This window comes from Enterococcus sp. AZ020, assembly GCF_050499205.1.
In the GTDB taxonomy this organism is placed as follows: domain Bacteria; phylum Bacillota; class Bacilli; order Lactobacillales; family Enterococcaceae; genus Enterococcus_L; species Enterococcus_L dunnyi.
Genome location: NZ_JBIPAT010000001.1, coordinates 155,440 through 179,383, shown reverse-complemented (window position 1 = coordinate 179,383; position 23,944 = coordinate 155,440). Strand labels below are relative to the sequence as shown.

Annotated in this window: 21 protein-coding genes; 16 read left to right on the top strand and 5 right to left on the bottom strand. The window is 38.6% G+C overall.

Annotated features, from left to right (window positions below):
- Positions 1–3 precede the first annotated feature (3 nt).
- The 3 genes from IGI58_RS00875 (at position 4) to IGI58_RS00865 (ending at position 3,695) form a co-directional block, all read left to right on the top strand.
- Positions 4–753: a WxL domain-containing protein gene (locus IGI58_RS00875; protein WP_429955024.1), complete on the top strand. Its 750-nt coding sequence runs from the start codon at positions 4–6 to the stop codon at positions 751–753.
- Between the two features lie 41 nt (positions 754–794).
- Positions 795–1,832, top strand: coding sequence for a DUF916 and DUF3324 domain-containing protein (locus tag IGI58_RS00870; RefSeq protein ID WP_429955026.1), 1,038 nt, complete (start codon positions 795–797; stop codon positions 1,830–1,832).
- Between the two features lie 360 nt (positions 1,833–2,192).
- Positions 2,193–3,695 carry a helix-turn-helix domain-containing protein gene (locus tag IGI58_RS00865; RefSeq protein WP_429955028.1) on the top strand — a complete coding sequence of 501 codons (1,503 nt, stop codon included), beginning with the start codon at positions 2,193–2,195 and terminating at the stop codon, positions 3,693–3,695.
- A 54-nt stretch (positions 3,696–3,749) separates the two neighbouring features.
- Here the strand turns inward: IGI58_RS00865 and IGI58_RS00860 are convergent, their stop codons facing one another.
- Together IGI58_RS00860 and IGI58_RS00855 are read right to left on the bottom strand one after the other, a co-directional pair.
- Positions 3,750–4,136, bottom strand: a complete 387-nt coding sequence (locus IGI58_RS00860; protein WP_429955030.1) for a hypothetical protein — start codon at positions 4,134–4,136, stop codon at positions 3,750–3,752.
- A 19-nt stretch (positions 4,137–4,155) separates the two neighbouring features.
- Complete coding sequence (locus tag IGI58_RS00855) at positions 4,156–4,824, bottom strand: DNA/RNA non-specific endonuclease (protein ID WP_429955032.1); 669 nt, start codon at positions 4,822–4,824, stop codon at positions 4,156–4,158.
- Positions 4,825–5,011: 187 nt separating this feature from the next.
- Here IGI58_RS00855 and IGI58_RS00850 point away from each other — a divergent pair, with 187 nt between their 5' ends.
- The 4 genes from IGI58_RS00850 (at position 5,012) to IGI58_RS00835 (ending at position 11,389) form a co-directional block, all read left to right on the top strand.
- Positions 5,012–5,713, top strand: coding sequence for an ABC transporter ATP-binding protein (locus tag IGI58_RS00850; RefSeq protein WP_429955034.1), 702 nt, complete (start codon positions 5,012–5,014; stop codon positions 5,711–5,713).
- A gap of 9 nt (positions 5,714–5,722) precedes the next feature.
- Positions 5,723–9,148, top strand: coding sequence for an FtsX-like permease family protein (locus IGI58_RS00845; protein WP_429955036.1), 3,426 nt, complete (start codon positions 5,723–5,725; stop codon positions 9,146–9,148).
- Positions 9,149–9,365: 217 nt separating this feature from the next.
- Positions 9,366–9,890: a hypothetical protein gene (locus IGI58_RS00840; RefSeq protein ID WP_225534496.1), complete on the top strand. Its 525-nt coding sequence runs from the start codon at positions 9,366–9,368 to the stop codon at positions 9,888–9,890.
- A gap of 20 nt (positions 9,891–9,910) precedes the next feature.
- The gene (locus tag IGI58_RS00835; protein ID WP_429955038.1) at positions 9,911–11,389 is read left to right on the top strand and encodes a flotillin family protein; all 1,479 of its coding nucleotides are present in this window, start codon (positions 9,911–9,913) and stop codon (positions 11,387–11,389) included.
- 54 nt (positions 11,390–11,443) lie between these two features.
- Here IGI58_RS00835 and IGI58_RS00830 read toward each other — a convergent pair whose 3' ends face one another.
- Positions 11,444–12,043, bottom strand: a complete 600-nt coding sequence (locus IGI58_RS00830) for an FUSC family protein (protein ID WP_087641505.1) — start codon at positions 12,041–12,043, stop codon at positions 11,444–11,446.
- Positions 12,044–12,160: 117 nt separating this feature from the next.
- On the opposite strand from IGI58_RS00830, the gene IGI58_RS00825 reads away from it, so the two are divergent.
- Positions 12,161–13,126: an aromatic acid exporter family protein gene (locus IGI58_RS00825; protein ID WP_429955040.1), complete on the top strand. Its 966-nt coding sequence runs from the start codon at positions 12,161–12,163 to the stop codon at positions 13,124–13,126.
- A gap of 215 nt (positions 13,127–13,341) precedes the next feature.
- A complete protein-coding gene (locus tag IGI58_RS00820; protein ID WP_087641507.1) occupies positions 13,342–13,848 on the top strand; it encodes an HD domain-containing protein in 507 nt (168 codons plus the stop codon).
- A 61-nt stretch (positions 13,849–13,909) separates the two neighbouring features.
- Here IGI58_RS00820 and IGI58_RS00815 read toward each other — a convergent pair whose 3' ends face one another.
- Entirely contained in the window at positions 13,910–15,265 is a 1,356-nt protein-coding gene (locus IGI58_RS00815; protein ID WP_225534498.1) for an MATE family efflux transporter, read from the bottom strand.
- A gap of 263 nt (positions 15,266–15,528) precedes the next feature.
- Here IGI58_RS00815 and IGI58_RS00810 point away from each other — a divergent pair, with 263 nt between their 5' ends.
- The 5 genes from IGI58_RS00810 (at position 15,529) to recQ (ending at position 21,957) form a co-directional block, all read left to right on the top strand.
- The gene (locus tag IGI58_RS00810) at positions 15,529–16,797 is read left to right on the top strand and encodes a voltage-gated chloride channel family protein (RefSeq protein ID WP_429955042.1); all 1,269 of its coding nucleotides are present in this window, start codon (positions 15,529–15,531) and stop codon (positions 16,795–16,797) included.
- Between the two features lie 40 nt (positions 16,798–16,837).
- Positions 16,838–17,116 carry a UPF0223 family protein gene (locus IGI58_RS00805; protein ID WP_429955044.1) on the top strand — a complete coding sequence of 93 codons (279 nt, stop codon included), beginning with the start codon at positions 16,838–16,840 and terminating at the stop codon, positions 17,114–17,116.
- A gap of 4 nt (positions 17,117–17,120) precedes the next feature.
- On the top strand, positions 17,121–17,891 hold the full coding sequence (locus IGI58_RS00800; protein ID WP_429955046.1) for an inositol monophosphatase family protein: 771 nt from the start codon (positions 17,121–17,123) through the stop codon (positions 17,889–17,891).
- Between the two features lie 182 nt (positions 17,892–18,073).
- Positions 18,074–19,909, top strand: coding sequence for a translational GTPase TypA (gene typA / locus IGI58_RS00795; RefSeq protein ID WP_429955048.1), 1,836 nt, complete (start codon positions 18,074–18,076; stop codon positions 19,907–19,909).
- 278 nt (positions 19,910–20,187) lie between these two features.
- Positions 20,188–21,957, top strand: coding sequence for a DNA helicase RecQ (gene recQ, locus IGI58_RS00790; RefSeq protein WP_429955050.1), 1,770 nt, complete (start codon positions 20,188–20,190; stop codon positions 21,955–21,957).
- 75 nt (positions 21,958–22,032) lie between these two features.
- Here the strand turns inward: recQ and IGI58_RS00785 are convergent, their stop codons facing one another.
- Positions 22,033–22,812 carry an ABC transporter ATP-binding protein gene (locus tag IGI58_RS00785; RefSeq protein ID WP_429955052.1) on the bottom strand — a complete coding sequence of 260 codons (780 nt, stop codon included), beginning with the start codon at positions 22,810–22,812 and terminating at the stop codon, positions 22,033–22,035.
- A 157-nt stretch (positions 22,813–22,969) separates the two neighbouring features.
- Here IGI58_RS00785 and IGI58_RS00780 point away from each other — a divergent pair, with 157 nt between their 5' ends.
- Both IGI58_RS00780 and rpmF read left to right on the top strand, forming a co-directional pair.
- Complete coding sequence (locus IGI58_RS00780) at positions 22,970–23,536, top strand: YceD family protein (RefSeq protein ID WP_087641515.1); 567 nt, start codon at positions 22,970–22,972, stop codon at positions 23,534–23,536.
- Between the two features lie 60 nt (positions 23,537–23,596).
- On the top strand, positions 23,597–23,776 hold the full coding sequence (gene rpmF, locus IGI58_RS00775) for a 50S ribosomal protein L32 (RefSeq protein WP_069634653.1): 180 nt from the start codon (positions 23,597–23,599) through the stop codon (positions 23,774–23,776).
- Positions 23,777–23,944: the final 168 nt, after the last annotated feature.

The following is a 23,944-nucleotide window of genomic DNA, read 5'->3' as shown; positions in this document are numbered from 1 at the left end:
AAAATGAAGAAAATGAATATAATGATGTCTGGACTGCTACTATCAGTTGGGACAAGTACTTTAAACGTGCAGGCAGAAGAAAATGTGTACAAGTCCGAAGGGACGATCACATACACACAGGGAAATCCTCCGCCAGTTGTAACACCACCGGGCAGTGAGGGACCAGAAATCACAGAACCGGATGTGAATCCTACTACTGGTCCATTGATGATCATAGCTGCTACCCCTATTGATTTTGGTGTACAGGAAACAACCATTGCAGCCAAAAACTATTTTGCAACTGATTTTCAAACATCGATCAAAGGCTCTCCAGAAGAGAAGATCACAACGGAAAACTTTCTAAAATTTCGTGATCTTCGGGCAACAGATGATCATCGCTATAAACTCTATGCGCAAATGACAAAGCAATTCACTCAAAATACCTCTCAACTAAAAGGAGCAGCGTTAAGCTATTCGAATTTACGTTTACTGACCACTGCTGCCAATATGGAAAATATGCCTGCTGAGGAAGAAATGATGCTGGCTTCAACGCTCGACTTGGTCCCAGGGATCGACGGTGTTTCGGCAGGAGAAAAAGAGTTAGTTTTTGAAAATGAGTCAGCTGAAAAAGGGTTTGGCACATACGACATCACTTTTGGTGAATACAAAAAGAATTCTTCTCAGTCGATCAAATTAGCGGTACCAGGTAATTTACCGATCATTAAGGGGCAATATGTGGCAGAAATCACTTGGACTATGTCAGATACCTTCTAAAATAAAAAGAGACATCTAAGCGGTGAAATGAGGACAAAGAAATGAGGAAAGATATCCGATTCCTATTATTCCTTTTTATAGGATCGATAAGTTGCCAGCTGATTTCAATGAAGCCAGCTGAAGCCAAAGATAGCGAATCAAGTGCAGCATTTTATTATGAAGTGATCCATCCTGAAAATCAGCTAAATGATGTAGGCTATTTTGATTTACGAATGAAACCAGAACAAAAGCAAACAGTCAAAATCAATTTGATCAATACAGGTGATCAGCCGTTGACCATCGAGGTCAGCCTTAATAGTGCAAAAAGCAGCTCGAATGGTGTGATCGATTATGGTCCAAATCAATTACCAAAAGATCAGTCACTGGACCTAGATTTTACAGAACTGGTCAAAACAGCCGATTTGGTCGATATTCCAGCGAGAAGCTCCAAAGAATTACTCTTAGAAATCACTATGCCCAAAGAGCAGTTTGATGGGACGATCGCAGGAGGGATACAACTTCAAGTCAAAGAAGAAAAATCAAAACAAACGCAAGAACAAGCAATCAACAATCGATTTGCGTACCTGATAGGCATGTTGTTGACAGAAACGGACGTAGCGGTTGAACCAGATCTGATTTTTAGAAATGTTTATGCTGGACAAAATAATTTTCGTAATACTATTTTTGTTGAATTTTCTAACATAGCAAAAACATTCATGGAAGAGATGCAGGTTGACGTTCAAATCCAAAAAGTAGGAGAGAATTCTATCCTTTTTTCTGAGGTGAGAGACGGCATGCGTATGGCGCCGAACTCTCTTCTACGCTTCCCTATAAGTCTTTCAGGAGAAAGAATGAGACCTGGAGAGTATAATGCAAAAATCAAAATAAGTGATCAACAAAATGAATGGCATTGGAATGAAACGTTTTCCATCTCAAAAGAAAAGGCGCAGAAATATAATAAAGAAGATGTGGATATCGCAGAAAAATCAGTGATCGATTGGAAATTGCTCATTATTCTTCTTTTATCAGTAATCATTTTCCTTGGTGTTTTGGGAATCATTCTATATTCGAAGCATCAAAAAAAGGATGCAAAGAACTAAAGCATGTCATGTTCCTATCGTGTTTCTTAGTGGGTTGTGCTGCATTTTGTTTAAATGATAGTCTTCAATTTTTTCAAAAAAAGAAAAGATGTTGTTGATTATTAGAAAAAAATTGACAAATGAATAATGCTATACTAAAAATAACCAATTAAAGCATTTAAATGATTGTTTCAATAGAAAGGTGGAAATAACCTGCAGTCATAATTAAAAGAAAATATTTTTTATGAAATCACATAGAACTTTTGAAATTTTAGCACATAAAGGTCTCATGGACCATCCTTCTTTAGAACCAGTATTCACGAAAATAATAGCTTGATCCTTCATAAATGATGGGAGTAATTACTGAAAGGAGGAGTAAATTTGAACTATGACTCGGATTTTAATTATAATGAATTATTGTCACCGGATTTACTTTTGGAAAGAGAGCTTGCTTTGTTCCTAGATATGGAGGAGCGTTATATCAGTATTGAGGAGCTGAGCAATAAATTTGATGTATCGATCAAAAGGATTCGCAGGGTAGTCAAACTATTGCAGGATGACATTTTGGAATACGATCACCAAGGATTCGTCTTTTCAATTTGTAAAAGTAAAGGGATCTTACTAAAAGTTCCTATCAATGACGATCTGAAGCACTTTATTGCGTTCATCATACAAAAAAATCCTTTGATCAAAATGCTAAAAGAAATTTGTTTAAATGAATTTGTTTCAGTCAGAGATTATGCGAATCGATTCTATTTTAGTGAAGCGACGGTTCGACGAAACATAAAGAAAATAAAAAAGTTTTTAAGCCAGTTCGATATTGGTCTGACGAGGGAAACGATCGTTTTACAAGGAGAAGAGCAGCAGATTCGCTTTTTCATGTTACTCTTTTTTTGGCGCCTGAACTCAGGGATCTCATGGCCATTTACGCATGTGGATGAGGTTGAAGTTGAGCATATCGTCCATCAATTCAGCGAATTGGATCGGGCATATAATAAAGAGGTCACACGTTTAGAAAAACGCCGGAGAATGTATTATATTGCGATCGTAAAAATCAGAACAAGAAAAAAGAACTATATCCAACAAAATGAAGAATGGAACAAAGCATCAAAGAACAACAAATTCTTTAATGAGTTTCGCACTGTTTTTTATCGCTTGAATAATGTTTTGTATGCGCCACCAGAAGAAATTGCTTTTCATTATGAAGTTTGGAAGAGCTGTTCTTGGGTACCGGATATGCAGCAGGTTTTTGCCATTGAAACATTGAATGGCAGCATAGCTGCCAAAGCTTCAACGCTCTTTTTTGACCGGTTCGCAGATCATTTTTTTGAGATGAACCTCAGTGAGAAAAAAATTGCCGAAGAATTCATTTTTTGTGTCCATACCCTGTGTTTCAATTTTAAAAAGTTTAATTCAGATATCAATGGGTATTATTATCAGAAACAAATCCAAAAATATTATCCGAAATTACAATCCCGTCTAGAAGTTTTTATTGATGAGCTTTACGCCCAGTCAGGTTACTCCCTGTTTTTAGAAAGAGATTTTTTGATCACACATTATAGTATGCTGTTCAGCAACTTAAAGAAAACAAATGAATATGAAAAAACGATTCGAGTGGCAATAGAAACTGATTTGCCGAATATCTTATGGGAATTGCTATGTACTCAAGTACACGAGACTTTTTCAAGAAAATATAAGCTTGATATCAATAATTCTGGAGAAATCAAAAATGAGGAAGATGTTGATGTGATCTTAACAACGGTGCCTTTGAGAGGTCCAGGACGTGCCTATCAGGAAGAAAAAGTAGTTGCAATCAATAGTGAGCTTCAAAGGGCTGACATTCGAAAAATAGAATATGTCTTTGATTACTTTTTACAAAACTAAAAACAAGAGTCCGAGAAAAAACTGGAAAACAGTTTTGTCCCGGACTTTAACTTTTTAATGATACGTCGGCAATATAGAAGAATGAATCCCCTGAGTAGAATAGTCGATGAAAAAATCGGACAGAAACAGATCAAATAATTCAATATCAGATTTGTATAGTGAAACAGGGATGACAAACGTTTGATCTTTTGTTCCCGCAATATAATCTCCGTCGATCGTTTGGGCAACGACAAGGAATTCATTTGCCTGCCATTCTTTTAGATCATCGAGAGTCAAGGTTTCTGCTGAGCTTAAAAACGCAACTGCCTGTTCAAACTGTTCTTCTAGATCACCGCTGAAGATAATAGAAGCATCTTCTTCTTGTTCAGTTGCTAAGACAGCGGTCAAAAATCCATGAGGGGTTCGTTCGATAAGCTGTTCATTTATTAGACGAAAATCCATTGGGTACCTCCTAGATAACTCATTTTTCATTCAAAATCGATACGCGAAAATCAATGGTCGTGTTTTTGTTTAGCCCTTTTGCTTCAAGTTCGATCTCTTTACATAATAACTCTGCTCCCTCATAAATAGGGGTGACGCGATAGCGGACAGTCTCACCTTTATCCAGTGCTTGACGGATCTGATTTTCATACTTTGTCATAAAAGGAGTATTCACCGGAGTCTGATACAGTGTCGTTAAATTTCGGGCATCATCCCCTGAACCGCCCATTTGGCGACCGATCAAATGACCTCTAGAATGATTATAAGGGTCTAAGCCGGAAATAAAGCCGGGCGGTCGAACATCTTTATTTGCTGCTGTTCCTGTGTTGACCATTGCCGGTTTTAGTAAAGCATCTGCCCCGGTAGCGCGTCCTAACGAATCAAGTTTATGGTAATCGATCCAGCCTTTTTTGCTGTCAGCCATTTCAGACGCTGAAAAGGTTGCTGGGCCTAATTCTTTTGGTCCTGGATTCGTTGAGGTTGAAGAGCTAAGGGCACTTGGTTTTGTTTCCTGTTGTGTATGGATGCCGAAGATTTCCTGAATAGAATCAGGAACTTGAACACCAAATACGCCTAAAACTAAAATGATTAAAACCGCCACAAGCACAACAGCAGGGCTAAATGGGGGTTTTTGTTTTTTTCTTGCCATCTTTTTCTCCTAACAAATAACTGTAAGTGGAAACGATAGAAAAATCAATTCGATATGAACGATGTCAATCTGATTCCATTTCCTTATTATACGGAAAAAAAAGAAAAAATCAAAAAGAGATTTGAGCTGTCAGAGGACTTGTTTGACTACTTATGATAAAATTTCTTTGAGAGGGGATTTGAATAAAATGGCATATATTGATGTAATAGATGAATATAAACGATATCATATGGGAGATACGACGATCGCTGCAAACGACGGTATCAATTTTTCAGTAGAAAAAGGTGAGGTTGCAGTGATTTTAGGTCCCAGTGGAGCAGGGAAATCTACTGTACTAAATATTCTAGGCGGTATGGACTCTTGTGATGAAGGTCAAATCATTATTGATGGGACAGATATCGCTAAATATAACGAAAAACAATTAACGACCTATCGTCGTAATGATGTAGGCTTTGTTTTCCAATTTTATAATTTAGTCCCTAATTTGACCACGAAAGAAAATGTGGAATTGGCTTCACAGATCGTGTCTGATGCTCTTGATCCAGAAGAGGTTTTAAAATCAGTAGGCTTAGGCAAACGATTGGATAATTTTCCCGCACAATTATCAGGTGGCGAGCAACAAAGAGTAACGATTGCCAGAGCAATCGCCAAGCGTCCTAAATTATTATTGTGTGACGAACCGACGGGTGCATTGGATTATGAAACAGGAAAACAGATCTTGACTATTTTACAGGAAACGGCTAGAAGCACTGGGACGACAGTGATCATTATTACCCATAACTCAGCGATCGCACCAATGGCTGATCGGGTCATTCGGATCAACGATGCTAAAGTCCGCAGTATGACGATCAACGATGAACCTAAACCTGTTTCAGAGATAGAATGGTAGGTGGACGCAGTGAAAAAGACAGCGTTACTTAAAACAAGTTTTCGGGAAATCAGGCAATCAAAAACACGCTTTATCTCGATCATGGGTATCATCTTTCTAGGTGTAATGGTATTTGTCGGGCTAAAAGCTACCGGTCCTGACATGACTAGAACAGCATCAAATTACTATCAAAAACAAAAATTACCTGATGCCCGTATCGTTTCGACTTTAGGTTTGGTCGATCAAGATATCAAGCAAATCCAAAAGGATAAAAATATTGAAGAAATTCTTCCGAGATATACAAAAGATATCGTCATCACAGAGAAAAATAGTGCGGTCAAATTTATTAGTTACGATTTGACTAGTGAGCAAAAGCTTTCAGAATATGCTGTGGTGACTGGCCGCATGCCGAAGAAAAGCGGTGAGGTCGTTTTAGATGAGTTAGCTAGTCTGTACGGTCGCTATAAAATCGGCGATACACTTACTCTTTCAAAAGAAGATAATCAAGACAAGGCCTTAAAGAAAAATCAATTTAAAGTGGTTGGCTTTGTCCGTTCACCAGAATATATTGAAAATACTTCACGAGGAAATACAACAGTTGGTAAAGGTTCTTTAGATTTTTTTGCTATAGTACCAAAAGAGGATATGGATCTAGCGACATATACGGAATTGCTCGTATCTTTTAAAGGATTAGCAGATAAAGACAGCTACTCAACTGAATATGAAGAGCAAAGAGATCAATTGGTCGAAGCTGTAGAGAAAATCATGAAAGACAGACCTGAGCAGCGAGTGGAAGAAATTCGTACAGAATCAAAAAAATCCCTTGAAAAAGCACAAAAAGAAATTACTGATGGGGAAAAAGCCTTGCAAAATGCTGAAGAGCAATTGCAGGCAAGTAAACAGGATCTTGAAGTAGGGAAAAATGATTTGGCTTTGGCTAGAGAATCTTATGTACAGAAAATCTCAGCTGCAGAAAATGAGTTAGCAGCAAATCAAGCAACGATTACAAATGGTGAAAATGAACTTGCGAATCAAAGCAATTTATTAGAGACTAAGAAAAATGAATTAGCGCAAGCACAAGCCAAGGTCATAGAAGGACAAAATACTTTGCCAAGTTTGCAGCAGCAGCGCAGTGAGCTTGCTGTGACTAGCGAATCACTGAATCAATTAGCGAATGGCTATCAAAGCTTGGGTTCTTCTGTTGCTTTATTGGATAGAGTGCCGGATGAAGCATTAGCACAAAGCGTGGCAGAGGCAGCACCGCAATTACAAGGAGCTGTTGCTGCATTAGGATCACCAGCTGGAATTTCAGCTGCCGTTGGTCAATTGATCGCTCAACCTGTTAGAGAAAATATTGCAGGTGTAATGGGCGCGATCAATAGTGCTTCAGCTGAGTTGACTGCACAACAAGGTCAAGTATCCCAAGGCTTGCAGACGTTGGATCAAACGATTGCTACAATCAACCAAGGAATTGCTCAATACACTGACGGACAACAGCAGATAGCTGCAGGAGAAGCTCAATTGGCTCAGGCTCAAGCTGAGCTTTCGGCTGGAAAAGAACAATTAGCAGCTGGACGTGCGCAATTAGAACAAGCCAAAGTTGAAGGGCAAGCTCAGCTGGACGAAGCGCAGGCTAAGCTTGATGACGGACAAAAGGCGTATGAAGAAGGTGCCGCTGAATTAGAGAAGAAGAAAAAGGAAACCTTACCTAAATTAGCGGATGCTAAAAAAGAATTGGCAGAGAAGCAAAAAGAACTAAATGAATTGAAGGCTGCTGACTATTATTATTTTACAAGAGCGGATAATCCTGGTTATTCTGAATATAAAGACAATGCTGACCGAATCTCTTCGTTGTCGACTGTTTTCCCGATCTTTTTTTTCTTGATTGCGGCTTTAGTTAGTTTGACGACTATGACACGAATGGTTGAAGAAAAACGAATGGAAATCGGCAGTATGAAAGCATTAGGTTATCGAAATGGTGAAATAGCCTTTAAATTTCTAGTTTATGCATCCATAGCTAGTTTATGTGGCGCTATTTTAGGTTTGATTGTAGGATACTATTTATTCCCGACGATCATTTTTGATGCGTATGGTCAACTGTATAACATTCCTGATTTTATCACACCGTGGTATTTCAGTTACAGCTTGATCGGAGTATTGGTTGCTGTTTTATGTACAGCCGGAGCTGCGATGGTCGTGTTGCGTATCGATTTGTTTAGTACATCAGCGACATTACTACGTCCCAAAGCACCAAAAGCAGGACAAAGAATTTTTCTGGAACGCTTAAAACCGATTTGGAACCGTCTGAGCTTTATTCAAAAAGTAACGGCTCGTAATTTGTTCCGTTACAAACAAAGAATGCTGATGACTGTTTTAGGGATCGCAGGCTGTATGGCTTTGATCATCACAGGATTTGGCTTGAAAGATTCTATTTCTGATATCGTAAATGTCCAATTTAATAAAATTTGGCATTATCAAGCAGTGGTGACCTTCAAGGAGGACGCAACAGCAAATGAATCGAAGGAATATCAACGTTCAATTGACAAGACAGAGAATTTGAAAGAAACAATGCCATTACATGTGGAAACGCTAAAAACCACAAAGAAAACAAATGCGAAACAAGATGTCTCTGTATATGTACCTAAAAATCCGGCAACGATCGATCAATTTATTTTATTCAACAAACGACAGACAGGGGAAAAATATCAGCTAACGAACGCAGGCGTGATCATCAATGAGAAACTTGCAAATCTTTTCAACTATAAAGTTGGCGATACACTCGTTCTGAAAAATAATGACAATCAGGAATTTCAATTGAAAATTGCTGCTATTGCCGAAAATTATACTGGGCACTTTGCCTATATTACACCGGAATATTATGAGAAAATTTTCAAAAAGGCTCCTCAATATAATACAGAGTTTCTCCTTTTTGACAAAAAGCTGGACGAAAAAACGGAGGCCTCTGTCGGAAAAACATTGATGGAAAACAAAAAGGTATTGAATGTTTCGTTCCTTTCTGTTTCTAGTGATGCGCTAGATGATACGATCCACAGCTTGAACATCGTCGTCTGGGTCTTGATCACCGTTTCCGGGATACTGGCATTTATCGTTTTATACAATTTGACGAATATCAATATTTCAGAGCGGATCAGAGAATTATCGACGATCAAGGTGCTAGGTTTTTATGATAATGAAGTAACGATGTACGTTTACCGTGAAAATATCATTTTGACATTGATCGGTATCGTGATCGGCTGCTTCTTCGGAAAAGTCGTTCATGGCTATGTTTTAACAACGGTTGAAGTAGATATGCTGATGTTCTCGCCAACGATTCATTGGATCAGTTATTTTTATTCAGCTGTGATCACGATGTTCTTCACGTTGTTAGTAATGGTCTTCATGCATAGAAAACTCAAGAAAGTGAATATGATCGAAGCGTTGAAATCAAATGAATAATCGAAAAAGAACGGCTGTTTTTGTAAAGAAAACGGTACGTTCTTTTTCTAGTTAAGCCTCTCTACATCCTTCGTATGATTTTTAAAGATTTACTGTTATTTCTAATCAAGTATTGGTAAAATATAGTTATCGTCGGAAAAGGAGCATATATGGGAATAACAACTGCGATACCTTTAAAGAGCAGCTGAAAGACCTATTTGCGGAAAGGAGTGAGAACATGGTTCAAGGAATTCCGATTGAAACAATTTATCTATACGTATTGATTGCATGTGCTGGAATTGCTGTTTTATTAGTGATTTTTGGGGATGTATTTGATTTTGACGGTCCCGTTGACCCTATGCTGATCATTCCGTGGCTAGCATTTACTTCATTGTTCGGCTATTTAGGTGAACAGCTGCTTGACTGGGGACATGGCTTTTTGTTTATCGTTAGTGGTGCGCTTGCAACGATTCTAGTGTTTTTCCTTAATTTCTATGTATTAGTACCAATGAAAAATGCTGAATCAACGATTTCGATCTCTGAAAAAGATATGGAAGGCACTCAAGCAACCGTTATCACACCGATTCCTGTCAGTGGGATGGGTGAGATCCAACTGAAAAGTGTGACTGGTTCGATCAATCGTCCAGCAGCTTTATATGCACCGCAAGAAATACCGATCGATCGTGGCGAACAAGTCTTGATCATTGAAGTCAAGGAACGTGTTTGTTATGTTGTGCCTTATAAAGGCAGTCTGCAAGTCTAAAATAAAAGGAGTAGAAGAAAATGGAATTAGGATTATTGGGACCGATCGTTTTGGTTGTTTTCATCTTATTGATGATGTTGATCGTATTTATTTCAAAATACCAAACAGCCAAACCAGATGAAGCACTGATCGTCAGTGGGAGTTATTTAGGAAGTAAAAATGTTCATAAGGATGAACGAGGAAATAAAATCAAGATCGTCCGTGGGGGCGGTGCTTTTGTATTACCTGTTTTCCAGCGTTCAAATCGGATTAGTTTACTATCAAGTAAATTAGATGTATCGACACCAGAAGTTTATACAGAACAAGGGGTTCCGGTAATGTGTGACGGAACATCGATCATCAAAATCGGTTCTTCTGTGGAAGAAATCGCCACAGCCGCAGAACAATTTTTAGGTAAAACAAGAGAAGAGCTTGAAAACGAAGCACGTGAAGTCTTAGAAGGACACCTGCGCTCAATCTTAGGGTCAATGACCGTCGAAGAAATTTACCAAAACCGCGATAAGTTCAGCCAAAGTGTGCAAGAAGTGGCAAGTGTGGATTTGGCAAAAATGGGACTGATCATCGTATCATTCACAATCAAAGAAGTTCGTGATAAAAATGGCTACCTTGATTCATTAGGGAAACCAAGAATCGCTCAAGTAAAACGTGATGCAGATATCGCTGAAGCAGAAGCATTGAAAGAAACAAGAATCAAAAAAGCCGAGGCTGAAAAAGATTCTCAACAAGCAGAATTGCAACGACAAACAGAAATTGCCGAAGCGTCAAAAGAAAAGGAATTAAAACTGGCAACTTACAAAGAAGCACAAGATATTGCTAAAGCCAAAGCCGATCAAGCTTATAACTTAGAAACAGCGAAAGCACAACAAGAAGTTGTGGCGCAAGAGATGGAGATCAAAGTCATCGAGCGTCAAAAACAAATCGAGTTGGAAGAAAAAGAAATCGTTCGTCGTGAGAAGCAATACGACTCAGAAGTGAAGAAAAAAGCAGATGCAGATCGTTATGCCAAAGAACAAGAAGCCTTAGCACAAAAAGCGCGTGAAGTGGCAGAAGCAGAAGCAGAGCGTTTCCGTGTAGAAGCTTTAGCAGAAGCGGAAGCCAATCAAACACGTCTTGCTGGTCAAGCAGAAGCGGAATCTATTTTAGCTCGTGGGGCAGCTGAAGCGGAAGCGAAGCAAAAAATTGCGGATGCATTCAAAGAATACGGCGAAGCTGCTGTATTAAGTATGGTTATGGAAATGCTGCCTCAATTAATGAAGGAAGCGGCACAACCTCTTGGCAACATCGATAAAATTTCTGTTGTCGATACAGGCGGCGGTGGAGAAAATGCCGGAGCTAACCGTATTACAAACTATGCAACGAATTTATTAGCAGGTACAAAGGAAACTTTAAAAGAAACGACAGGGCTGGATGTCAAAGAATTGATCGAGAACTTTTCTAAAAAAGGGACGAACAGCAATGTAAACTTTTATAGTGAAGAGTCTTCAACTGAAGAAAATTAGATATGAAAAAACTGTCAAGCTCCTTACGGAACTTGGCAGTTTTTTAGCGTTACTTTATTTTTTATTTTGATTCTCAGCTTCTACTCGTGCTTGAACTCGTTCCCTAAGTTCCTTCAGTTCAGCCTCTTTCTTTTCTAGTTCAGCGAGATCTTCTTCGATCTCGTGTGTTTCTTCAATTGGTTTCGGTTTGAAAAAAAAGTTCAAGCCGATGCCGATGAATGTACCAATAAACGTATCGATGACTCGATCTAAAGCGAAATAAAAAGATTCACCTTGAGGAATACTAAGGGAAATCAACAAAAGCGTTGCAATGGCAGAAATAATACCAGAGTTATTGTTGATACCGTCAGAAACAACGATTACGATAATGACTAGTATAGGAAGCAACAGCAATTCGACTAGGAAATCATTGGCAAACAGATCTTTTACTAAAAAATAAACGATCGCCAATCCGCCGCCGAGCGTGTTACCGAGAATTCTGGACTTACCGAAAGTCACGCTGGTGGTCAGGTCTTGCCGCAATGAAAAAACAGCGGCCAAAGCAGCGATCATCGGTGCGCCTCGATCAAATACTTTAAATAAAATAATACATAACATTACTGCGAGGGCAGTTTTTAGTGTCCGCATACCTAAGCGAAACCGACCAACCTCCATGAGCTTTCACTCCTATCATCAACATTTAATGACTTTACTATTTCATCATAACCGAAATAGAGGTAAAATTACTAGTATTAAAATAAAAGATTAACTAAAATTATAAGGAGAGGTCAAATGAAAATTGGCTTAAGAACCATCAAAACTGCTGTCAGTGCCACACTGTCGATGGTCATTGCAGGTAGTTTAGGATTGCTTTATCCAGCATCTGCTGGGATTATTTCTGTCTTAAGTGTGACGAACACCAAAAAGACCTCATTATTGACAGGGCTTTATCGCCTATTGTCTTTAGCGTTGGCCACTGGGATCGCCTACGTTTGTTTTACTCTTTTTGGCTTTAACCCTGTTGCATTTGGTATTTTTTTACTTTTATTCATTCCCTCAGCAGTCTATTTCAAGCTTTCCGATGGAATCGTTGTGAGCTCAGTATTAGTCACTCAGTATTTAGTTGAAAAAAATCTGTCCTGGGCATTCATAGGCAACGAATTTTTATTGATGACGATCGGCGTAGGTTTCGCTTTATTGATGAATGTCTACATGCCGGATGCAGAGAAACGTTTAAAAGAAGATCAGGAAGTCATCGAAGTCATGTTTCGTAAAATATTGAATAACATGGCGGCGTATTTGAATCAACACGGAAAAGAACGGAATCTTTTTGAAAAATGTGATGATCTAAAAGCATTTATTCGTACAGGTGAAGCTTGGGCAAAAACACATGCAGAAAATCATTTGTTATCATCGAATGATTACTATTTAAACTATTTTACGATGCGCAGGATGCAAAGCAACAGCTTGAAAGACATGTTACGAATCTTGGAGAAAATAACTGTTGAGCCGGAACAAGTTGAAAGCATTCAGCAGTTGTTGGAATATACAGCGGAAACATTCGCAGAAACAAACGATGGACAAGCAATCCTTGATCGAATCGCTCAAGTTTATGAAGTGTATCGTAAAAAGGAATTACCGAAAACAAGGGAAGAATTTGAAAACCGAGCGCAGATTTTTCAATTACTTCAAGTTTTTCATTCCTTTATCCAAATCAAAGCAGAATTTTCCAGACATCAAAATGAAAAAGCGCTATAGTGTCAACAGTTACAATTCTAAAGCAATTATTAAAGTTTAGTTACGGATTTCTAAAATCCTAGTATTTCCAAAATCAAGGTGCTATACTTTCATCAAGTTAAAAAGACACAATCACTGGCAAATCAAAGCCAAGTCTTTCAAATCGTTTAGCTTGATATGTTTTCCTTCGATTAGAGGAGACGATCAGCTTTTCAAAAAAGGTGGAACCCGAATTAATGACTGAAAAATGGCGTGAAGATCAAGAATATATGTCTTATGTAGAAGATTTATTGGAAAAAGAAGAAGTTCAGCGCTTAAGTAATTACACACAGCATGTTCATTCAACTCGTTTGGATCATTCGATCAGCGTTTCTTACAACAGCTACCTATTAGCGAAGAAATGGAACGGAGATGCAAGAGCAACCGCTCGTGCTGGTTTATTACATGATCTGTTTTATTACGATTGGCGGACGACAAAGTTTGATGAAGGCTCACATGCCTACATGCATCCTAGGATCGCTGTGAAAAATGCAGAGAAGCTGACAGAACTTTCAGATTTAGAACGCGATATCATCATCAAACATATGTGGGGAGCAACGATTGCGCCTCCTAAATACAAAGAAAGCTATATCGTTACGATGGTCGATAAATATTGTGCTGTGAAAGAAGCATCAGAACCAATGACCAATGCTGTAAAATCAAAATGGCGCCAATACTTTGGTAAAAAGCAGCCTGTACAATAATCAGAATAGAGAGCGAAACAAAACTGTTTTTTAGTTTTGTTTCGCTCTCTTTTTTGATTATTTAATTGATTTCAAGATGTTGAGCGTGTTCCAGCTTTCTTAAACGTTTGATTGCTTTGATATAAGATGCAAGCAGTACGATCACCGATCCAGCCCAAGCTAGAGGAGATGCGAGTGCTGCTCCGACAAAGCCTAAAGAGGCTGTCAAAATGATCGCTGCAAATGAACGCATGATCAGCTCCATGATTCCAGCGATCGTAGGCACTACGCTTTGTCCGAGTCCTTGAAGTGTGTAGCGAAGAATGAAAAGAATCGCCAAAAGCCAATACATACTTCCGTTGACATTAAAGTAGATCTGGGATAAATCAAGAACAGCCGTTTCTTTTGCACTGACAAAAAGTGTCACGAGATTTTGACCGAAAAGAACCACGATCCCACCTGCAAGTAAACTAAAACTGATGCTCATCACTAAGCATTGTGTCACACCTTGAAGGATACGTTTGTACTTTTTAGCACCATAATTTTGAGCAGTAAATGTAGCCATAGCGATCCCAAAGGACATCATCGGCTGTGTAGCAAACTGTTCGATCTTTCCAGAAGCTGCTTGTGCGGCTACTACGTCTGTTCCTAAACTATTCAAAGCAGCTTGTAAAATGATTGCGCCAATAGCGATGATCGAAGATTGAAAAGCCATCGGTAATGCAATATTCAAATGGGCACGAAAATCCTGTTTATCAAAAGCAAAATCTTTTTTTCGTAACTGAAGGTTCGGAATTTTCCAGCGAATATAAATGACACACAATAAACTAGAAACGACTTGAGCAGTGACCGTAGCAATCCCGGCTCCTGCAACGCCCATATGAAAATTGATGATCAAAACCAAGTCTAAAACAACATTGATGATGCTGGCAATAATCAAAAATAAAAGTGGTGTCCGACTGTCACCGAGAGCACGAATCACATTTGACAGAAGATTAAAGGCCATTGCAGCAAAAATTCCGGCAAAAATAATAGAAATAAAAAGTTGTGCATCAGCGATGATCTCTTTAGGAGTTTGCATCAACACCAACATCGGATGAACAAAAACCAAACTCAATACTGTTAAAATGATCGTCACGATACCGCTGATCATGATCCCGGTCGCAAAACTTTTTTTCACGCCCCGGTAATCTTGACCGCCGAAACGCTGAGAAGTTAAAATAGACAGGCCGGCAGTTAAGCCTTGAGCAAAACCGATGATCAAAAAAGTTATGCTGCCAGTGGAACCAACTGCAGCTAAAGCATCTTTTCCAAGTGTTTGTCCTACAATGATCATATCCGCCATATTGTAAAACTGCTGGAAGATATTACCGATCAATAGTGGAATCGTAAAAAAGAAAATCAATTTTGCCGGGTTGCCATGTGTTAATTCTTTCAATGAAAACATCCTTTCATTTGTAAAAATCAAACCAATAAATCGTCTGTTTAAATAAAGTGCTCATTCATTCAAGGATAGGTATGATAAAAATTTCTCATTCATAGTAGCACAATCTATTGGATTTGCAAGGGCTTTACTAAGAAAAAACGGAATAAAAAAAATTTGATTTATCTAATTTGAAAAAGTTTTGATATAATTGACCAGTATGTCATAGAAAGGTAGTATGATAGAGAATAATCAACATTGATTGAGGAGTTGAAAGTATGGAAAGTGAATTAAAAATGCCAATAAAAATAAGCGTTCATATGGCGAAATGGCTCGTGATCTCTGCGTTAATCGGACTAATAATGGGGATACTGTCTGCCTTTTTTTTGAAAAGTTTAGATCTAGTGACCACAACAAGATTGAATCATACGTGGCTATTGCTTTTATTGCCGTTTAGTGGAGCTGTGTTTGCCTTTTTATATAAGCAATATGGAGGGAATGCAGTCAGAGGAAATAATCTTGTGATCGATCAAGCAAATGGTGGAGCAGAAAATATTCCTCTACGGTTGATCCCGTTAACGTTATTTGGAACGATCACGACTCATTTGTTCGGTGGCTCTGTTGGACGTGAAGGAACGGCTGTCCAAATGGGTGGAACAGTTGCCAATGCAGTTGGACGTGTGTTTCGTTTGGATAAATTAGAAAGAGAAATCGTTATTATCAGCGGGATCAGTGCTGGTTTTAGTTCAGTCTTCGGTACACCACTAGCTGGTACGGTCTTTGGCTTGGAAGTGTTGGTGATTGGCCGATTAAGATCAGACGCCATCTTTCCAAGTTTTTTTGCAGCATTTTTTGCAAATTTTGTAACAGAATCATTGGGCGTTACACATACACACTATAACATGGGGCAAATTCCAGACTGGACACCACTAGTATTCATAAAAGTTTTTGCAGCTGGTATTTGTTTTGGCTTAGCAGGCTGGCTGTTTAGCCGTTCCATCGTTTTTATCAAGAAGATTTATGCAAATTGGATCGAAAATGTTGTTTTGAGAAACTTTATTGGCGGGGCAGTTGTTGTTATTGTCGTTTTAGTTTTACAAACACAACGTTATCTTGGCTTGAGCTTATCGTTATTAAAAGATGCGTTCAATGGAGAAAGCTATTGGTTTGATTGGATAGGGAAGCTTTTCTTCACTGTGCTGTCATTGGGAGCTGGATATCAAGGTGGAGAAGTGACGCCGCTATTTGAAATTGGTGCAACGTTAGGCAGCAGCTTGGCTGTGGTCCTCCATTTATCTATTCCGTTTTTAGCTGGACTGGGCTTCATTGGGGTCTTTTCAGGAGCGACCAATACTCCTATTGCCTGTTTTATTATGGGGATCGAACTTTTTGGCAGTGACGCTGCTGTTTTCTTTTTCATGATTTGTCTAGTGAGCTACATGTGTTCTGGAAATGCTGGAATTTATTCTGCACAGCGAATTGGTGTTGAAAAAGGAGTGTTGTTTTTACCATTATGGACAAACTGGCAAGAACGGCGGAAAAAGTGATTTCATGAAGATATGCTATACTAGTTGAAGAGGTGAAGACATGAAAGATTATCAATACCCTTTAGATTTGGACTGGACCACAGATGAGATGGTCATCGTGACGAATATGTGGTCAGCAGTGGAACAGGCAAACGAAACTGGGATGGAGACAGCAGATTTTTTACAAACCTATCAACGTTTCAAAACTGTTGTCAAAAGCATTGGCGAAGAAAAACGCTTAGGGAATGAATTTCAAAAAGTCTCAGGATATTCATTATATAGAACGGTTCAGCAAGCGAAAAGACAGCAGGTAGGCAGATTGAAACTAGGAGCTGATTAAGAGGATGACAGAAAAAATGATTACTGAAATCAAAGGATGGATGCAAGAAGCCGCTGTGTTTATCAAAACTAGTTTATCAACTGAGATGGCTGTTTCGCAAAAATCAGGGCGGACAGATTTAGTAACGAATGTTGACGAGGAGACCCAGGCGTTGCTGATCAAAAAAATCAAAGAACAGTATCCAGCTGATAAGATTTTGGCAGAAGAAAAAGGGTACAGCACAATCGACTCTCTAGCAGGCCGCGTCTGGATCATCGATCCAATCGACGGTACGATGAATTTTGTGATGGAGCAGGAAAACTTTTGTATCATGATCGCTGTTTTTGAAGATGGGATCGGAAAACTAGGGTTTATTTATGATGTGATGAAAGATGAGTTATGCTGGGGCGGAAAAGGGATCGGTGTGTTCCTGGGAGAACAAAAGCTGATACAGCCGCAAAATTTAGGACTATCAGCTGGCTTACTTGGGATGAATGCCTACATGTTTGGTGAAGATATCCACTGTGCTAGAGAAATCGGACATGCTTCGATGGGTGTACGTGTGAGTGGTTGTGCAGGTATCGAGTTGATCGCCATGTTAAAAGGCAATCATATTGGTTATGTCTCTAATTTGAGCCCTTGGGATTATGCAGCTGGATTGGTTTTACTAGAGGAATTCAATTTCCTTTACTCTACTATAGAAGGAGAAGAGTTATCGTTTTCTGGTCGTGAGTACTTTTTAGCAGCAACTCCAAAGGCATATAATGAAATTAGAACAAACTTTTTAGATAAGTAAACGAAGTCTGAGGTTGATTTTTAGCGAATAATGTGCTATTTTTCAGAAAATAGCAAGAAAATCATGAAGTTTTCACAACTTTTGAAAGCTTTAGACTATATTTCATGAAAAAAGTTTGCTATAATAAACAGTCGGATTTAATGAACAAGTGACGTAAGGCTAAAGGATAAGGAGCAATTACAGTGAAATACAGAGAAGATATCAGAAACGTAGCAATCATCGCCCACGTCGACCATGGGAAAACAACTTTGGTGGATGAATTATTAAAACAATCGCAAACATTAGATGGACATACGCAGCTGCAAGAACGTGCGATGGACTCAAATGCGATCGAAAGTGAACGTGGGATCACGATTTTAGCCAAAAATACAGCCGTAGATTATAATGGCACACGCATCAATATTTTAGATACTCCTGGACACGCGGACTTCGGTGGTGAAGTAGAGCGTATCATGAAAATGGTCGATGGGGTAGTCTTAGTTGTCGATGCTTACGAAGGAACGATGCCTCAAACTCGTTTCGTATTGAAAAAAGCATTAGAACAAAAAGTAACACCGATCGTTGTAGTAAATAAAATCGATAAACCATCTGCTCGTCCTGAACACGTTGTGGATGAAGTCTTAGAATTATTTATCGAATTAGGTGCAGATGATGATCAATTGGATTTCCCAGTTGTATATGCATCAGCTTTAAATGGAACCTCAAGTAATTCAGATAACCCAGAAGACCAAGAACCAACTATGGCGCCGATTTTTGATCAAATCATCGATCATGTACCAGCTCCAGTTGATAACTCAGATGAACCATTACAATTCCAAGTTTCATTATTAGATTACAATGATTACGTTGGACGTATTGGTATTGGTCGTGTTTTCCGAGGCACAATGAAAGTTGGCGATCAAGTTGCTTTGATGAAACTAGATGGCAGCGTGAAAAATTTCCGTGTAACGAAAATCTTTGGTTTCTTCGGCTTACAACGTGTTGAGATCAATGAAGCAAAAGCTGGGGATTTGATTGCTGTTTCTGGTATGGAAGATATTTTCGTTGGAGAAACAGTTGCTGATGTAGCACATCAAGAAGCTTTACCGATTCTACACATCGACGAACCAACATTACAAATGACATTCTTAGTAAATAACTCTCCTTTTGCCGGTCGTGAAGGTAAATTTGTCACAGCGCGTAAAATCGAAGAACGCTTGATGGCGGAATTACAAACAGACGTATCACTACGCGTAGAACCAATTGCTCCAGATGCTTGGACTGTTTCTGGTCGTGGTGAATTGCACTTGTCGATCTTGATCGAAAACATGCGCCGTGAAGGGTATGAATTACAAGTATCTCGTCCAGAAGTTATTGAACGTGAGATCGAAGGTGTAAAATGTGAACCTTTTGAACGTGTTCAAATCGATACACCGGAAGAATATATGGGTAGTGTCATTGAATCATTAAGCCAACGTAAAGGTGAAATGCAAGACATGATCCATACTGGTAATGGTCAAATTCGTTTGATTTTCTTAGCGCCAGCTCGTGGTTTGATCGGTTATACAACTGAGTTCTTATCAATGACTCGTGGTTATGGAATCATGCACCATACTTTTGATCAATACTTACCGATGATCCAAGGAACGATCGGTGGACGTCACCAAGGCGCACTTGTTTCTATCGATACAGGTAAAGCAACTACGTATAGTATCATGAGTATTGAAGAACGCGGAACAGTCTTTGTAGAACCAACAACTGAAGTTTACGAAGGAATGATCATCGGTGAGAATAACCGTGATAATGACTTAACAGTAAATATTACGAAGGCTAAACAAATGACTAACGTACGTTCTGCAACTAAAGACCAAACGTCAGTGATCAAAAAACCTAAAAAGCTTACATTAGAAGAATCATTAGAATTCTTAAATGAAGATGAGTACTGTGAAGTAACACCAGAAAGCATCCGTTTAAGAAAACAAATTTTAAACAAAAACGAACGTGAAAAAGCAAGTAAAAAGAAAAAAGTAGCAGAATAAACTCGTCGTTTGACTATTTCTTAGCTACACGAAATTAGATGAGACATGACAATAATTGTTGTGTCCCATCTTTTTTTGTGGATAACTCTAAATGGAAAGCTAAAAAAATGCGTATACTATTTTATAAAGCTTGGTAAATAAGGATTTTTGAAAAAGAGTTAAGGATAAATATGTTTCACGAAAACAGATTTGTTTCACGATGAACCACGATCCTTTATTGAATTGCAAGATAGGGCGTGCTAAAATAACTGTCATATACAAAGAATGGAGCGAACCACATGATTGACATAAAAGCACTATTAAAAGAAAAATTTGGCTATGATGATTTTCGTCAAGGTCAAGAAGAAATCATCAATCATGTCTTAAATAAAGAAAATGTATTAGGGATCATGCCCACAGGCGGCGGCAAATCGATTTGCTATCAACTGCCTGCTCTTGCTTTAGAGAATTTGACTTTAGTGATTTCGCCGTTGATTTCCTTGATGAAAGATCAAGTCGATGCGCTCAACATGATGGGGATCCCTGCGACGTTTATCAATAGCACGATTTCTCAGCAAGAGATGAACAAACGAGTTCAACTGGCTGTAGACCGAAAAGTTAAACTGCTTTATGTAGCACCTGAACGTTTAGAGTCATTTGATTTTCAGCAGCTGCTTTTACATGTACCCATCGATTTACTGGCTGTGGATGAGGCACACTGTATTTCGCAATGGGGACATGATTTTCGTCCTAGTTATTTACGTTTAGCTGAAATCATCGAACAATTTCAGCAACAGCCTTCAGTCATTGCATTGACTGCTACAGCGACACCTCAAGTTGCAGAGGATATCTTAGAGCAATTACACATACCAAAACAGAATCAAGTTCAAACAGGATTTGCCCGTGAAAACTTATCCTTTCAAGTAGTGAAAGATCAAAACCGCGACGTTTATTTGCTGGAATACTTAAAGATGAACAAAGATCAGTCGGGAATTGTCTATGCCAGCACTAGAAAAGAAGTAGAACGGATCTATCATTTATTGAAAAGTAAGAAAATTGCTGTTGGTATGTACCACGGAGGTATGAATGAGAGTGATCGAAATCATAATCAAGAGGAATTTTTATTTGACAAAATACAGGTGATGGTTGCTACAAATGCATTTGGTATGGGGATTAATAAGAGTAATGTACGGTTTGTCATCCATGCTCAAATTCCAGGGAATATTGAGTCCTACTATCAAGAGGCTGGTCGTGCTGGTCGTGATGGGCTGCCAAGTGATGCTGTATTGTTATACGGACCTCAGGATCTGCAAATCCAGCAGTTTTTTATCGATCAATCTGAGATGACGATCGACTACAAGCAAAAAGAATATATGAAGCTGCGTGAAATGTCACAGTATGCCAATGCTCAAATGTGTTTACAGCAATTCATTTTACGTTATTTTGGTGAGCAGGGAACAGAATGCGGTCGCTGTTCCAATTGTTTAGATGAACGAGAATTAGTCGATGTGACAGTCGATGCTCAAAAAGTCCTGTCATGCGTCAAACGTATGGGAGAAAAATTTGGTAAAGGTTTAGTTGGTAAAGTATTGACTGGTTCAAAGGATCAAAAAATCGATCAGTGGCATTTCCATCGTTTACCGACCTATGGACTAATGAAAGATCGTACCCAAAAGGAAGTCACTCAGCTCATCGACTACCTCACTGCAGAAAGATATTTGACACCATCTGACGGACAATACCCGTTGTTATCTGTTTCTCCTACTGGTGTTCAGGTGTTATTAGGCAAACAAACAGTTTTTAGAAAAGAAGATCAGCGCGTAAGGAAAGTTGCAGCTGTAGATGACGCATTGTTTGAAGTGTTGAGAGGACTAAGATTGGATTTAGCACAGGATGCTAGTGTTCCGCCGTATCTAATTTTTTCAGATAGCACCTTAAAAGAAATGTGTGAAAAACGACCTAAAAATTCGATTCAGCTGCTTCAAATAAAAGGAGTAGGTCAAAACAAGCTGGATAAGTACGGTGAACAGTTTATTGAGGCTATAACAGCTTTTTCAAAAGAAAATTAAAAATGCTTGATCAACTAAAGCACGGAATAGACTAAATGCACTTTAGTTGATCAAGCTAAACACTCATTATTCCAATTATTTGGGATAGACTGCAAAACGATCTTCTTTTAAAGAAACGATCTGAATGGGTTCATTATAAAAGTCAGTAAAGTTTTTTTCGTTAAAAAGGCTGTCACGAGCGCCTTTTGCATAAATTTCTCCGTCTTTCAACAACATCAAATGTTCAAAACAAGGAAGGATCTCTTCTGTATGATGTGTCACATAAAGCAAAGTTGGATGATTTTTTTGAGTTGCGATTTGCTGGATTTGATTCAGTAGTTTTTCTCGTGCAAATAAATCAAGCCCGTTACAAGGTTCATCTAGAATCAATAATTCTGGATGTGCCATCAAAGCTCTAGAGATCAACACAAGTTGTCGTTCGCCTTGAGATAGCACTTCATATTTTTTTCCGATCAATGAAGCACCCCCAGCGTTGGTCAAAATCATTTTAGCTTCCTCTAACTCTTCGTCTGTATACTCTTGGTAGATGCCGATACTGGCGAATTTACCAGATAAAACGATGCGTTCAGCTGTTTCCCAATTTTTCATTCGATACTGTAAAGCAGTGCTGACCCAGCCGATCCTTCGTTGTAGCTCTGGAATCGAGGTATGCCCAAAAACTTCATCTAAGACTTCCAACCTCCCGGATGAAGGCCAAAGGTAACCGCAAATCAATTGTAAAAGCAACGTCTTGCCTGCACCGTTCAATCCCAAAATGGCCCAATTTTCAGATGAATCAACGGACCAAGTTACGTTATTTAACAGTGTCTTTTTATCCCGAATAAAAGAGACATGTTCAAATTTGAATGCATTCATATAACTCCTCCTTTGGTTTATTTTACCATTAAAAATTAAGAATAGAAGAGACTCAGCTGAAAAAAAGTGTAAGAAGAAAATACTGTCAAGAAAATTTCATTGACAAAGCTTTCATCCCCCTGTATAATTGCTTTTGTTGCGTTAAGAGGTGATGAATATGAAATGGTCTTTACTAGAACTAAATAAATACAAAGACAATCCATTAGAATTCTCGGAGACATTAGATTTAAAAGCATCATTGATGAAGCGGGATCATTTGATTTTGGATGTTAGTCCTGTAAAAACGACTGGAATCTTATCAGTTGGCAAAGAGGAGTATTTGATTCATTATCGAATCGATGTTATTGTAACGGTACCATCTTCACGTTCCTTAACTCCTGTTCCGCTAAGTATGGTGATTGATGTTGACGAAGTGTTTATGACACAAGAACAATATCAAAACAAAGATGATCGTTTATCAGATGAAGAAATCATTTTGTTGGAGAAGCCGACGATCGATTTAGACGAATCTGTAGAAGACAACATTCTTTTAGCGATACCGATTCAAGTGTTGACAGAAGAAGAACAAACAAGCAATGACATGCCTAAAGGAAATGATTGGGAAGTTTTGTCAGAAGAAGCATACTTGGAAAAAAGAGAAACAGAAGCACAACAAACAACGGATCCTCGTCTTGCCAAATTATCTGAGTTATTTAACGAAACAGCAGATAGCGATGATGACTAAGTAAGATTGGAATATATCGTGCACTCGCTGCACACATCTTTACAAGGAGGTGGAACACCAATGGCAGTACCAGCTAGAAGAACTTCAAAAGCTAAAAAGGGCAAACGCCGTACTCACTACAAATTAACAATCAAAGGTTTGAATGCATGTTCAAACTGTGGTGAAATGAGAAAAAGCCATCACGTATGTCCAGCATGTGGTCATTACGATGGAAAAGACGTAGTCTCTAAAGAAGCATAAAACATTTTTTTGAAAATGTTCCAAATCCCCTAGGCTAACCATGGAGCCTAGGGGATTTATTTTATGAGAAAGTGTTTTTGAGCGAAGAAGAAATGTCTAGAATTTTACATAAACGATAAAAATGAACGTAATCGAACTATTTTTGTTTTCATATCAATCATTCTACGT